The sequence below is a fragment of the Franconibacter sp. IITDAS19 genome, from assembly GCF_023079515.1.
GTDB lineage: Bacteria > Pseudomonadota > Gammaproteobacteria > Enterobacterales > Enterobacteriaceae > Franconibacter > Franconibacter pulveris.
Genome location: NZ_JALJCP010000003.1, coordinates 539,876 through 553,707 on the forward strand (window position 1 = coordinate 539,876; position 13,832 = coordinate 553,707).

Consider the following 13,832-nt stretch of genomic DNA (forward strand, 5'->3'; position numbering starts at 1 on the left):
GTCAGGTGCCGATGATGCCGCCGTCAGCTTTAGTGATAACCACGGTTGAGGAGCGCGGACGACCCGCCTTATCGCCATCCGGCCAGCTGGAGACCGCCGTCGGGTTCGCCGGGTCGGTGAGATCGTCCCCGCCTTCGCCCGGGTGCTGGATGTTAATAAACAGCGTGCGGTTATCCGGCGTAAAGGCGATGCCGGTGATTTCGCAGCCGCGCGGGCCGGTCAGGAAGCGGCGGTACTCGTTGGTGCCGGGAATGGTCGCTACCATCTGGTTGTTGCCCATCCCTTCGTACGCTTTTTTGTTGATAGTGCTGGAGGAGACGTCGGTCTGGATCCAGAGCACGCCGCGCGGGTCGAAGGAGAGGCCGTCAGGGCTGCCGAACGCCGCGCCTTTCATCGAGCCTTTCGCTTTTTCGTCCTCGCCGTCGGTGCGGCCCGCCATCACCAGAATGTCCCACGTAAAGCGCGGCGCGGCCGGGTCACTGTTCTCTTCCACCCAGTGCATGATGTGGCCGAAGACGTTGTTGGCGCGCGGGTTGGCGGCATCGACCGGCGCTTTGCCCTCTTTGCCGCGGTCGCTGTTGTTGGTCAATGTGCAGTAGACGCTGCCTGCGGCGTGCGGGTCCACGGCTATCCACTCCGGGCGGTCCATCTTCGTGGCGCCCACCACGTCCGCCGCCATGCGGGTTTTGATAAGCAGGTCGCCCTGGTTTACGAAGCCGTTACTGCTGTCGAGGCCGCCCTCGCCGTGCACCAGCGGCAGCCATACGCCGCTGCCGTCGTCGTTAAACTTCGCCACATACAGCGTGCCGGACTCCAGCAGCGACAGGTTTGCTTCGCGGTTCGCCGGGTCATATTTTTTGTCCGACACGAACTTATAAATGTATTCGAACTTCTGGTCGTCGCCCATATAGACCACCACGCGGTTATCCGGCGCGATGGTTACCGCCGCGCCTTCATGCTTGATGCGGCCCAGCGCGGTGTGCTTGCGCGGCGTCGAGTTCGGGTTATACGGGTCTATCTCCACTACCCAGCCGAAGCGGTTCGGCTCGTTCGGCGTTTTGTCGACGCTGAAGCGCTCGTCCACTTCGTTCCAGCGGTATGAGTCGTCGCTGTCGCTGATGCCGTAGCGTTTTTCCAGCGCGTTCATCTCGCCTTTTTTCACAAATATATCGGACCAGTTCTCCTCACAGGTGAGGTAGGTGCCCCACGGCGTGTGGCCGTTGGCGCAGTTCTGCATGGTGCCGAGCACCACTTCGCCTTTGCTGTCGGCGGCGGTTTTCATCAGGTCGTTGTGGCGGGCCGGGCCGCTTAGCTGCATCGGGGTGTTGACGGTAATACGGCGGGCGAACGAGGAGGGGCGCACCACTTCCCACTGCTGGCCGTTTTTCTTCACTTCGATAACCGACACGCCCATGGCGTTCTGGCCTTTGCGCGCTTTGTCGGCGCTCCAGTTCGCTACGCCGTCTTTGAACAGCATGCCGTTGTCGATGTATTCATGGTTCATCGCCAGCAGGCCGTGTTCGGCGCTTTCACCGCCCTGCGGCAGGCTGAACCACGCCATGCCGTCGTGATGCATGCCCGCCTGCGCGGCCTGCTCTTCGGTGGTGTTGCTGCCATCTTTTTTAAACGCAGGCAGGTTGCCTTTAAGGCCCACCGCGTCGCCCCAGCGGTAGAACGGACGCGCGATGTACCCTTCCGGGACGATAACGGTGTCTTCTGAAGAGACCGGAATGCTGGTAAAGCCCAGCGATACTGCTTTCGCGATTTTAGACGGGCTGGCGCCGCTGGCGGCCAGGGCGTTTTCAGACTTCAGCAACAGAGGGAAGGAGACGGCGGCGCCCGCCGCCACGCCGAGCTGTAAAAAGCGGCGGCGGGAAAGAAAGGCGTCGGCAACGTCCGAGAACACCGGGTTGCTGCTGCGGTTGCTGATCTCTTCACTGTGTTCTTTTTTGATTAATGGTCTGCTCATAGTGGCTTCCTGTCATGTGCTGCCAGAGGGGCATTCGAAGAACGCAAGCCAGTGTAGGGATGGATTGTTACACTTTTATAACAAGTGGGGGCTGTGGAGCTAAGGATGAGCTGAAAGCCGTATCGCCTGTTTAAACATTATGAAGCCAGCAAAATAAGGGGTATAAAGACAGACGTGAATATTGACCTTATTTAATGCGATATGATCGTTAAAGGAACAGTGAATTACTTAAGGGAGCAGAGAATGACAGGCAGCAAATTATTCCGTAACGCGTTAATGTTTATATTACCTTTTGCGCTTACCGGTTGCCCTGGTTACGGCGATATTATGGTGCCTTCTGAATCGACCAGCGTGAGTATGAAAGGTGAAAAGGTGTGCTTTTTTGTAGCGAACCCGAAAAATTATCAACCTGTTTTTATCGCTATTAACCCAAGAGAAACGCCGATGAAAGAGCGGGTTTTTTTAGTGATAAGCCCCCGCTAAAAGTCACAGATGGCCAGTTATGTGTGCCTCCCTCTTTTTATAAGTTCGAGAACGGCAGGCAGTATATTGCGGATTATGTCCTGTCGCCGAATGGGCTGGATGGGGGTGACAAGTTTACCAATCGCAGCGTGACGGTAGGTTTTGAAATCGCCAATGGTCGCGCATATTTCATCAAGCTAAATAACAACGAGTATTAACTGCCAGAATCAGGGGGGCCTTATTTTGCCGTTCATGCTTAGAATTGTCTTTTTCAGCGCCACGGATGAAAATTATGTCACTGACTATTAGCCACGTCACGCTTGATGAAATTGTTAGCCTCCATCATCACATCCCGGAATTCACGCTGCCCGTAGATAACGCGGCGCTGCAACAGCGCATTGGTGCTTCTGCTGCCTGCGCGCTGATTGCTTATGTTGGCGAAAAACCAGCAGGTTTTAAGCTCGGCTATGCACTGGATAAAGACACTTTCTATAGCTGGCTCGGCGGCGTGCTGCCGGCGTACCGACGAGACGGGGTCGCGCAGGCATTGCTGGAAGCACAGGAAACGTGGGCGAAAGAGAAAGTTTATAAAAGCATATCGGTAAAGACGCGCAATAGCTTTCCGGCCATGCTGATGATGCTGGTAAAGAATGGGTATCAGGTGGTTGAGCTGGAGAAGAAAGGCGAGGTGGTGGATTACCGGTTGGTGTTGAGGAAGGGATTAAATATCTGACTGCCAACGAGTAGAAGCCAGTGCTAGTATTATATTCTGACTGTCCTGTCAGCAATGTAAGAGTCATGTTAAGATATATACATAAAATTAAATTATTCGAGAGGTGGAAATGGATATTTATATTGGGAATAAGCCTTTTTTAAACTATTTTCTGACAATGGCTATGGCTGAAACCAATAGCCTAATGAATACGGCAATGAGTGTATCAGCTTTTCATCTTGGTGATGCTCTCACGCGCATAAGGTTTCAGGATGAAGTCAAAGACTTTGCGCGGCGACAGATTGCTGCTATTAAAAATAGCGTTAATGATGAAGATTGCCATAGGTATATTAAAAATATTCGTGACGAGAACGACAATTTAAAAATACAGGACCGGATGCTAAGAACCGGAGAGTCTGTAGTTGCTGCATCGGTGAAAATATATCAAGAGAATGGTAAGATAGTTGGTTATATTATTGACGGGATAGGCGTCGTGTTATCCGGGTTGCAAATGGTTGCAGGCGTCGGTGTTTTTGCAAGTTCTCTTCCTGACGGGAACATAATTGGTATCGCTGCCGGTGCAACGTTATTTCTTAATGGTGCTTCATCTGCGGCGGAGAATATTCAAAAATTAGTTGGTGCTGAAAACCCATCCAATATTATAAGGGATGCTTATGAAAATTCAGCGCGATTTCTGGGGTTTGATCGTCGTATAGGGTTACTTGCATATCAACTTGTTGATTTATCTACCTCGTATTATGGCTTATTCAAGCTTACACTTAAGCCCGACGTATGGCGCCTGTATCGTTATACAACACCAGACTTCTATAGAAAAGTGTCAACGATGAATCGCACTGCGCTTGCGATTAAAGGTACCGGTGCCGGTTGGAAAGGGCTGCAAATCGGTAATAATTTGTATGAAATCAAACACAGCAAAAATTAGCTTGTGTTTACTTTAAACCTTTCATGAGTCTGTAAGCTTTCCATGAAAGGTTTAAAGGAATTAAATAATAAATAGCAATTACGCCGAACACAATAACTGGTATATAACTCAGTATCACCGACGCAGGGTAAAAAACAAAAGCAAATAAAAACAAAGCTAATAGCAATAGTATGCAGATGACTCCAGCATAGAATCGCTTGCTCAAATCAACAATAAGTGTAGTAAAAGATTGGTTTTGGTTTTCCTCGCGTGACAGAATCTCTTTCAAGCGTGAAATATTTTTTTCTGTAAAACCGTAGTCGCGAAGATTTTTCTCACTGATTTCTTTTTTCATCTTATCCAATCTCAGGCCTGGCCCTATGTCCTAAAAGAGTTTACCTGCTCAGTGCGACGTTTGAAACACTTTTGTTAGATTCATGTCGTAGCGACTGCGTGAGCGAGGCAGATATCGTACGCATAAGGCTGTACGCCGCTACGTAATATATTATTAGTCATGTCCTGTTAAGGGATGCAGGGCTTCTGTATGAAAGGAAAGAATAAGCATTGGTTAATCAAAAGCCATACTGTTAGCTGTTACCACTCCAGACATTGCGGCAATTATATAAGCAGATAATAAAACTATACTTAGAAGGGCGTTATGCTTGCCTTTTTTATGCTCTGACAGGGGCATGAAGGTGTACTGGACAAAAAGCCCGCCAAGGGCTTTCACTTTGCGGGCTTTAAATAGCTTCATGTGTGGCTCTGTTAAACAACAATCAGACGAAGAAACGTGAAGTAAATTTATAAAGGATTAAAAAATAAGTAATCATCAAATTTCATTGGTATATCTGAACGTATACCAATGGCTTTGTTTAACCTTTATCATCACATCTCGTTCATGTGCATTTATCCATTTCAGCGCAGAGCTTGTCAATTTCATCCTGAATATACTTTCGGCGCTGTTTTAACAGGAAGCGGGTGGGGACGACTCGCTCAATGATTGTTGGTTTTTTATTTACGTACTGAGTTACCAGACGTTTGATTTCCTCTTCTGACCAACCCTCCATCACTGGCGTAGGGTTATACAAGAGGTTGGCCTGTAAGGCTGGAGCGACTTCGTGATCCAGTATGTTGAAAATTTCCTCACGACTTTTACCGGACTCTTTAAGCATCTGCGCTATCCACTTGTAATCGTAGTCCTGTAATTCTCGACCGGTAAAAAGCTCTGACAGTGCGTACCAGACAGGAACGCGGCTGGCCAGTTCTGCCTCAGTAAGGTGCATTAGTTTCTCCCCTGCGGTGATACATACATTGTTCCAAACAGAAGATCTGTCCCTACAGAAGCAAGAATGCCCCCAATTAAAGCCGCAACACCAATACAAACTGGTGCTGTTGCGGCACATACACCTGTGGCTGTAAATAGACCCGTTTTAGTTCCAAGCATTTTTGAGATCCCGGCCAAATAATGGTGCTGCCGGTATTCCTTCGGTGTCATATTGTTCAGTGATTCATACGGACGTTCACTGTTATATTCTGACAACCATTTCCCCGTGATTTCCCGCACTTCGTTCAGCGGGATACTTACACATTGAAGACTAGTCGCGATGTGCCCTCAAGAATGAGGGCCGCCTCGGAGATTGTCAGGCTGATTGCGTCAATTGCCGCTGCAGAACCTGCAGGCTAGTTCCCGCGCCAGCCCATGCAGCAGCCGAACCGACCACATACAGGTTTTGCTTGGCGCGTGAGACGGCTACATTGATAATGTTTGGCGGGCTCGCTGCCCACTGACGCGCCCTTTGCTGGCTAGCTTTCGGCGCACCCAGCAACAGGATGACCGTGTCCGCCTCTCGGCCCTGGAACGTGTGGATCGTGCCTACACGATCACGGCACCACTCATCCAAATTTACGCCGAACGCCCGCAGCAGATCAGTTTCACTGTCGAGACGCCGACGCATGTTCTGCTCTACGATCTTGAATGGTGTGATGATAAATACGTCCGGATTTGTAATACCCGATGCCGCCAGCTCTTTGAGCATTCGTACAACCGCTTCGCCCTCGTCGGGGCACCACTTCGTCTCAGCATCGCCATTGATATCCACCCAGTGAGATCTCCCCAACGCCGAGCCGATAGAGCCAGGTCTTTTAGGCCCGACTGCATGGACCATCTGTCCGGCATAGGCGATGGAGTTAGAGACATCGAACATAGGGTTCTGGCAGCGCCTGTGAACGAGGAGTGGCAGCCCGACCTCTCGATTACCTATGTCCGTGAAGAAAGTGGATTTGAAGCGCGATGCCTGATCTGCAAGGGTCTGCGTAGATGCAGCGGGGGCAGACCATTCGATTTGGTCAATATTGAAGAACTTGCAGATTTCGGCATTCAGTTTCTCGGGAAGCGAAACTACAGGTGGGATCTGCAACGGGTCGCCCACTACAATGGAGCGCTTTGACCGCATGATTGCTCCAACTGCCGCCTGAGGAACAGCCTGGCCCGCTTCATCGACCAGAAGCCAGCCAATACTCTCCGGTGGCAGATCCCCGAACATCGTCCGTACTGAGGCAAACGTCGTGGACACAGTTGGCACCACCATGAAAAGGCTCGACCAAAGATCGGGGAGAAGTCCACAGTGAGCGGGAGATCGGAAGGCGCCAGCCACCATGCCCGACATTAATAGCCCAAGATTGTGTTGCAAGCGGCTGGCCGAAGCATCGATGAACGCTTTATGCACCGCCAAAGCGGCGGCGAACAAATCCTCACGCAGGCGATGAACCTCATCGGGAAGCCATGGCGCCGTAAGGTGGATAGCCGCGTGCTCGCGCTCGAAGAAAATTTCGTCAACGACTCTGTCGCCCATGCGGTTTCGTGCCTGAGCCGCGGTCGCCTTCAATTTCGAGACAGCCTGACATTTGCTGGAAATTTCCTGGTCGAGTTGCTGTAACTGGGACTCAGTCTTGCTCCACTCAGCCCTTGCAAGCTCCAGGGCACCGTCCGTCCCCTGCGCCCGTAAGACTGATTGCTGCAAAGTCGCCGAGAGCTTCTGCAGTGTCGATCTCCACGACTTCCAGGCCGCAGTCGCGAACAAACGGGAGAAGAAACCTGGACGGCAAGCAAGATGGCTGTCGAGCATGATCTTGTCCTGCTCGATCTGCGATTTTGCCTTCTCATGCTCCCGTTGGCAGGATTCAGCAATCTGGTGTGCCTCTTCGATGGCTTCATTCAGGCTCGGACGACGTTGTTTCAACATTTGAAGTTCGTTGGTTGCCTCCTTAAGCGCCCGGATATCACGGCGCATCACTTCGATGCTTGCGATTTCGGTGTCTATGGTCTCCTTGAGTTTAAGGAATGCGGTTCGCGCTTTCCGCCAGGCCGCAGCAGCGTCCGCTTCGTTAGTGCTGGGCCGCTCATTGACGACCACGCTGGGCATCACGCGATCAATGATTGCGCCAGTTCGTTCGTCTTTGATCTCGCGCATGACATTCAGGCCGCGAGCTGCTTTCAGGTAGGTAAGGAAACCGCCGTCCTCATTCCACCAGAAACTCTGCTGGAACGCGCCGCGGTTACTGCTCTTGCCGAGCGCGGCGGCGATCAGTCCCCAGGTTTCGATAGGATCGGAGGGAGTGTCGCCCTCGGCTTCGAAATAGCCGGCGCGTTTGGGGTTCGCAATCAGGTCGCTGATGGACCGGAAGTAGGCAATCTGTTCATGGCGACCATTGGCTTCCTTGAGGGGCAGCTCTTTGCTGACGTTTTCGACCGCTTTGTTATTGGAGGAGGCTACGACGATCTCATGGCCCTTCAAGGATGCATGTAACTTGTAGAAGTGCAGGAAGGCATTGGAACCGAATGCCAGCTTCTCGCCTGTTGTAGAAAAGGCATCCTGCGGTTTGTTGAAGCCGGACATCGCCGTGGCCCGATCGAGAACGCACCCAACGACGATGTCCCGTAAAAGAGTGGTCTTTCCGGTACCCGGTGGCCCATTGACGCCGATGATACCTGGTGCATCAATCAGCTCAGCACGCGCCGCATTCACGGCAGCCTGTTGAAGCAGCACCAATGGATGACCACCTTTCGAAGGCCAACGAGCCTGCGGCATGAGCGACGGTGCGACGAACGGCTCCACTGAGGAAATGGGCGATAGCACGTCGATTTTTTGGTCAGGCCTGCCAATTCCCATGTAGCGCCGCAAACCGGTTCCAGCTTCGCCCGTCTCGAGCAATTTGGCTGCTTCACCGAGATCTTCAAGATAGAAGGAATTCAGTAACGAAGGCTCAGGCGGCGCCTTGGCCTTAAAATGATGAAATACCTTAATCGCGAATGTGGGTGGCTCAACCAAATGCTCGGGTACACCGAACTGCGACACAAGCCATTTATAAGCGTTAAGAACGACATCCAAATCGATCGGTATGGGTTCTCCATCCTTGTTGTGGCGGCGAACCATTCGATCCAGATGCTCGATAATGCGCGGCTCAACATTCGGCCAATTCCCTAAGCTCCCGAGCTTCATATCGAGAGCTGGCTTGAGCGCCCAGGCAAAACTGGAAACGGCGACGCCTTTGTCCTCAAGCACATAACCTTCCTTGTCGATCAAGATCGAGCCGATGGCCGCTTTCTTACCGTCCGGGCGTGAACGCTCCTCGTCCTCGCCAAAGACCTTAACCAGTTCGTCTGTCGCCTTGTCGAGAGCGATGGCGCCGAGGACGACCTCGAAATAAAGCCTATGGTTGGGTTTGCTGCGGGCATTTGGTCCCCATGGAACGCCTCGCTCCAATAGAGCAACCCTGGAGCGGTCGCCGGTTGCCATATCTTCCGGGCGTTTATAGCTTTGAGGCGACAGTGCTTCGATGACTGTCCATGCTGCCAGTATCGCGCGCGCATCATTTGCCTTAACTGACGGAGAGAAAGATGGAAGCGGACCGAGATCGATCTGGTCCTTGCCGAATTGCTGTTGCATTAAAGGATCTGGAGTAGCCTTCGTTCGCAGTTGCACTACCGTTGCAGGCGCATCGCTGGGCACTACTTGGGGAGATTGTGTGGGCGCCGAACCAAGATGACTTGCTGATGGACTAGAGCCTGGCATGGAGGCCACTCTGCGACTGCTAAGTGCTGTTAGGGTTTGTTCGATTTTAGTCGTTAGCGTCCGCGACTTGGAAGTGTTGCGAAAGGCCAGCTCGTTTAACAGACATTCAAGTTCACTAGCGTTGTTGCGCGACCGCTCGAAAATTGCTTCCAGATCGAAAATTGATTTTTGCGCATACTGCCTTTTCATCATTTATCTCTGCTGCCCCGTATCCTCTCAGTGGAGAGATTTTATGCTAATTAGCTTGCCTTCTATAACTGTTAACTTCCGCTCTTGGCACTTATCGGGCTGAAATATAAAGTCTCATTCGGCGCAGTACTAAAGTGGGAATTCGTCACCCCGCTAACCGCATTCCTTTCATACCTCCTTCAATCACATTTCCTTGATCACCTGCCATAACGAAGTCAGCCCACCACTGCATCATCGGATGACGCTATTCAAGGTAATCACTGCGGTTATAGGCACGTCGCATTTCATTCTTTTCCACATGAGCAAGTGCGGCCTCAATAACATCAGGCGGAAAGCCTTGTTCATTAAGGGCCGTACTGGCAATAGATCGCAGTCCATGTGAAACGAGCACCCCACCAAAACCTGCGCGTTTTAGCGATGCGTTAACGGTCTGGTTGTTCATCGGCTGGTTTGGCTTGATGCGGCTGGGAAAGATAAACTCTCGGTTTCCACTCAACGGCTTCATCATCTCCAATATCGCAATTGCTTAATCTGACAATGGAACAGTGTGGTCGCGGTTCATTTTCATGCGTGCTGCAGGGATCTTCCACTCTCGCGCTTCCATGTCTACCTCTTCCCAGCGAGCCTCAGCCGCTTCAGCAGGGCGGGTAATAGTAAGAAGCTGCCACATGAACAGGCATCGTGTTGACTGACTGATGCTCGCTGTTCGCATCATCTGCATTAGTTGAGGCAGTTGATTAGGGCGGATGCTCGGCATGTTCTTTTTCTGAGGCTTCTCGAAGGCTTTACCGATATTAACGCTGGGAACAGCATCAATCAGCCCTGTGTTTTGGGCATAGATCATGACCTCATTAATGCGCTGGCAAAGGCGACGAACGGTTTCCAGCGCTCCTCTGGTCTGAACCGGTTGGACGGTCTGAACCAGTGTATGAGCTTTAATATCTGTAACGCTGACGTCGCCAATTGCAGGAAAGACATCTCTCTCAAGAGAGCGCCAGATATCTTGGCGTAGTCTTCTGTCACACTGGCTTTCTGCAAATTCCACCAAGGTTCAGCAACGAGCTGGAAAGTGTTGGTTTTGGCTTCCAACGAACTGCGAAGTTGTTCTTGCTGATGTTCCTGTGGATCGATTTGTTTCGCCAGGAGAGAGCGTGACTCTGCCCGGTAGTTTCTGGCATCGGCAAGCGTAACTGACGGGTAGGGGCCTATGCTCTTCTTCACTCGTTTCTTGGTGACAGGGCGAATGTAGCGAAACTGCCAGATTTTGCTCCCGCTGGATTTGATCAATAGCTCAAGGTCATCGCCATCATAGAGAACGTAGTCCGCTTCTTTGGGTTTGGCGGATTCGATTTCCTTCACGGATAGAGGTTTAGTTTGTTTTGCCATTGCCGAGGTTCCATAGTTTTAGGCACCTCATAAAGCATTATTGTTTTTGAGGTGCCTAAAAGGTTCGGATTTAATTAGTTCCTTCAGACTTCGCGGGACAAATTGAAGGCACAAAAAAGCCCGCAGGGCTTGCGCCGTGCGGGCTCTTAGGACTTCATCGGATGACTCTGGTAATCACCGATGGAGAATTTTGGTGGAGCTGGCGGGAGTTGAACCCGTGTCCGTTTTAATTTAATTGACTGAAATTTAATGTAAAAATCATCGGCAAATTTTCTGCGGCTCCTTCGCGGCTCCTTTGGCTTCCCACTGCTGTCCGATAAGAACTTAGCTAGCAGGTAGGCTTGTAGATTCGGGCGTCGAAACTACAGATGGTTCCATATCAATTAGTGGCCTACCAGCAATCATACGTTCAATAATTTCATTAGAAGGATAGGGTACACCCAGCTCGGTTGTGTTGGGGTTGGCTCTATGTGTCTCTACAAAAGACGAACCGTTCCATTTTTTAGACAGCTCAATAATGCCTTCAAAAGCAAGACGATCTTGTTTTTGAGATTCAATAATCATATGAAAACCTCTCCTCTCGATCCCTTTGAGAAAACTAGAGAAGCATTCTTTCAACAATTTATCATCTAGATCTCTAAACTTAATTCCCTGAGCCAAAAACTCAAAATAATTAAGGATGTATAGCAAGCCGTTTATCGCATCACGATATTCGTCCGGCACAAGCATATTTTTATATTCTTCTTTATCAGGATTACAACGCCACTCAGACAGTTCTTGTGGCACATAGCGCATACCACGATAAAATTTAGTACTATTACGGAGCTGTTTTTGATACTCAGGACTAGTACGGGTATTAATGACCATATTAAGGGTATGTGAACGGCGAGAGTTTGCAGCAGAAGTAATACATTGTATCCACCACCCCATACCAACGAGCATTCCAGTTACCATAATTGATAGCGACGTTTGGTAAGCAGGATAGTACCTGAGAATCGCATAGCCAGCTAAGATGATGCCGTAGCAAACGCTGCTGAAAATGGGGAGAAACTCTACAGTATCTGGATATCTTTTACTGATGAAGCAAAAGATTGAAGAAACCAAGCTTCCAGCTCCGGAAGCAACAATCAGAAAATCAATAATGTCCATACTGAAAGGGATTGTGCCGGGAAAAACAAAGGTATAAAGCCCTCTCACTAACAACATAATTACAAACAGGGTGCAAGTAATTATAACCATTCTAGACGCCACGTTTTCTTTCTCCCAAAGCAAAAGACCCCCTTGATGGAGGTCTTTTTGCACAACGATTATAGACGGATGGTTAGCCTTCGCCGAAACCTACGCTAAGGATGTGAGCCATGTATGATTCCTCCAGTTTACTATCCACTTGAAAATAAATGAATTTCGATAAGTCCATTGCTTTATGGAGCCAAGCATAACAGGTTATGACACATTTTTTCAAGCATAAGTTGAGTACCTTAAAGGTGAAAACCAATAAAAATAACCTTTAAAAACAGATGCATATGTAATGTCAATATATTTATTTTGCACTTAACTATTGCTATCCACAATTCCCTTTTAATATCAGTCGCTTATGCGTAAAAAAGTTGCGCTTGATATCCTTTTGTACCTTAAAGAGTAGCAGCTATTTTGCAACTTAGGAGGGCATCCTTGCTCTACTATTCATGGGGATAGCTGCTTTACCATCGTATTCCTTCAAGTAAGCGCCGTAGTGCCTAAAAAGCATCTCTGGCCCCTTATGACCCATCTGTCCGGCTAGCCAGAAAAGGTTAGCGCCCTGGCTGATGTGGCGAGTCGCAAAAGTATGTCGAGTCTGATAAGGGTTGCGGTAACGAATACCCGCTTTTCTTAATGTTGGCACCCAAGCTTTTTTGCGTATCGCGTCAGCACTGGCCCACGGCTGATTTGTTTTCGGGTCCTCAAATATCGTCGCGTCTTTCATGAAGGTGAATGTTTTCTGAGAAGCCAGCACTGCCATTGCTTGCTCGTTGAGCTCCACCTTACGAGTTCCGGCCTTGGTCTTAGTGCCTTTTATTACGCCGACTACGCTCGCGTTCTGAACGTGAGCAGTCTTTCCAATAAAGTCGATATCGCACCAGCGCAGCGCGCAAAGCTCCGAGCTACGCAAGCCTGTCTGTATGGCGAACATGAACAGGTTTTCCCACTGCTTATTACCTGCTGAAGATAAAAGGGCGCTAACCTCAGCTGGTGACAGCGGATCGACAATATAATCACTGTCAGCGCTCGATTTATCCCTCTGGTATCGTGAAGCGGTAACCAGCGACACCGGGTTTATTTGCAGCACGCCATCAGTTACTGCTTCATCAAGAGCAGAGCGCAGGAAAGAAAGCTGATTACGAATCGTCTTCAAGGTTGTGGTTCGGCTCTGTATCCAGGCTTTCACCGCTGCTGGCGTAAGTTCGCTGGCCGGAAATGAATGAAGCGAAGCCAGCGCGCTACGGCACTTTTTATAACCTCCAATTGTTGAAGGCGATAATTTTCGTGTTTCGCAAATGACAATATACTCGTCCAGGTACATCTTAACGGTTTTACCAGCAGCAGCATTGCCGAATATTTTCAGTCGAGCTGAGCGCGGGAAGTAATCTCCATATACAAATGTCCCACGCTCAATTTTATTATGAATTTCGCCGAGGGTTCGCTCGGCGTATTTCAGGTTTTTACTATTCACTTCCAGATTAGAGAGTGGCTCTCGGCATTTAACCCCCTTATAGGTGAAAGTAAGATTTATCGTCTCTCCCTGGCCGTGCTTCCTTACGGTCACGCCGCGCGGGAGTTTTGGCAGCTCTGTCTTGCCCATTTAGCAACCTCATTAAGATCAATCCATCTTTCCTTAACGCCTTCCACCTTCAGAACTTGAACGCCTTCACGCCAAACGCCACGTTGCACACGTTTGCTGATGGCATCCGGTGTCTCGCCAGTTTCTTTGCAATAAGTCGAGATCGGAACACAATCGAGGTTCAGCATAATTCCTCCACTAAGACCGGCTGCACCCGGCTATTCCTGGTTAAACACACACGAAGAGCACCCTCCACGGGCACCTTCAACACATACCTCACATCTTGCTGCTGGTTGCCACTG

The 13,832-nt window shown here is 50.0% G+C and carries 11 protein-coding genes and 2 pseudogenes; 3 read left to right on the plus strand and 10 right to left on the minus strand.

Annotated elements, in window-relative coordinates:
• Position 1: 1 nt before the first annotated feature.
• The gene (locus MT962_RS12255; protein WP_247365700.1) at positions 2–1,969 is read right to left on the minus strand and encodes a PhoX family phosphatase; all 1,968 of its coding nucleotides are present in this window, start codon (positions 1,967–1,969) and stop codon (positions 2–4) included.
• A 243-nt stretch (positions 1,970–2,212) separates the two neighbouring features.
• Here MT962_RS12255 and MT962_RS12260 point away from each other — a divergent pair, with 243 nt between their 5' ends.
• The 3 genes from MT962_RS12260 (at position 2,213) to MT962_RS12270 (ending at position 4,086) form a co-directional block, all read left to right on the plus strand.
• The gene (locus MT962_RS12260; RefSeq protein ID WP_247365702.1) at positions 2,213–2,452 is read left to right on the plus strand and encodes a putative T6SS immunity periplasmic lipoprotein; all 240 of its coding nucleotides are present in this window, start codon (positions 2,213–2,215) and stop codon (positions 2,450–2,452) included.
• Between the two features lie 271 nt (positions 2,453–2,723).
• Complete coding sequence (locus tag MT962_RS12265) at positions 2,724–3,164, plus strand: GNAT family N-acetyltransferase (RefSeq protein WP_247365705.1); 441 nt, start codon at positions 2,724–2,726, stop codon at positions 3,162–3,164.
• A gap of 109 nt (positions 3,165–3,273) precedes the next feature.
• Complete coding sequence (locus tag MT962_RS12270; protein ID WP_247365707.1) at positions 3,274–4,086, plus strand: DUF4225 domain-containing protein; 813 nt, start codon at positions 3,274–3,276, stop codon at positions 4,084–4,086.
• 7 nt (positions 4,087–4,093) lie between these two features.
• Here MT962_RS12270 and MT962_RS12275 read toward each other — a convergent pair whose 3' ends face one another.
• The 9 genes and pseudogenes from MT962_RS12275 to MT962_RS12315 form a co-directional block, all read right to left on the minus strand.
• Positions 4,094–4,420: a hypothetical protein gene (locus MT962_RS12275; RefSeq protein WP_247365709.1), complete on the minus strand. Its 327-nt coding sequence runs from the start codon at positions 4,418–4,420 to the stop codon at positions 4,094–4,096.
• Between the two features lie 213 nt (positions 4,421–4,633).
• The gene (locus tag MT962_RS12280) at positions 4,634–4,819 is read right to left on the minus strand and encodes a hypothetical protein (protein WP_247365711.1); all 186 of its coding nucleotides are present in this window, start codon (positions 4,817–4,819) and stop codon (positions 4,634–4,636) included.
• A gap of 142 nt (positions 4,820–4,961) precedes the next feature.
• Positions 4,962–5,348, minus strand: coding sequence for a hypothetical protein (locus MT962_RS12285; protein WP_247365713.1), 387 nt, complete (start codon positions 5,346–5,348; stop codon positions 4,962–4,964).
• A 191-nt stretch (positions 5,349–5,539) separates the two neighbouring features.
• A pseudogene (locus tag MT962_RS12290) lies at positions 5,540–5,638 on the minus strand (integrase core domain-containing protein); the annotation flags it as partial.
• 67 nt (positions 5,639–5,705) lie between these two features.
• Positions 5,706–9,329 (minus strand): AAA domain-containing protein, encoded by a 3,624-nt coding sequence (locus tag MT962_RS12295; protein WP_348773184.1) that lies wholly within the window; start codon positions 9,327–9,329, stop codon positions 5,706–5,708.
• 142 nt (positions 9,330–9,471) lie between these two features.
• Positions 9,472–10,712 (minus strand): annotated as a pseudogene (locus tag MT962_RS12300) (integrase domain-containing protein).
• A gap of 324 nt (positions 10,713–11,036) precedes the next feature.
• Positions 11,037–11,951: a DUF4760 domain-containing protein gene (locus tag MT962_RS12305; protein WP_247365717.1), complete on the minus strand. Its 915-nt coding sequence runs from the start codon at positions 11,949–11,951 to the stop codon at positions 11,037–11,039.
• Positions 11,952–12,369: 418 nt separating this feature from the next.
• Positions 12,370–13,551: a site-specific integrase gene (locus MT962_RS12310; protein WP_247365719.1), complete on the minus strand. Its 1,182-nt coding sequence runs from the start codon at positions 13,549–13,551 to the stop codon at positions 12,370–12,372.
• Positions 13,512–13,718: an excisionase gene (locus tag MT962_RS12315; RefSeq protein ID WP_247365721.1), complete on the minus strand. Its 207-nt coding sequence runs from the start codon at positions 13,716–13,718 to the stop codon at positions 13,512–13,514. The genes MT962_RS12310 and MT962_RS12315 overlap by 40 nt, the downstream gene beginning before the upstream one ends.
• Between the last annotated feature and the right edge of the window lie 114 nt (positions 13,719–13,832).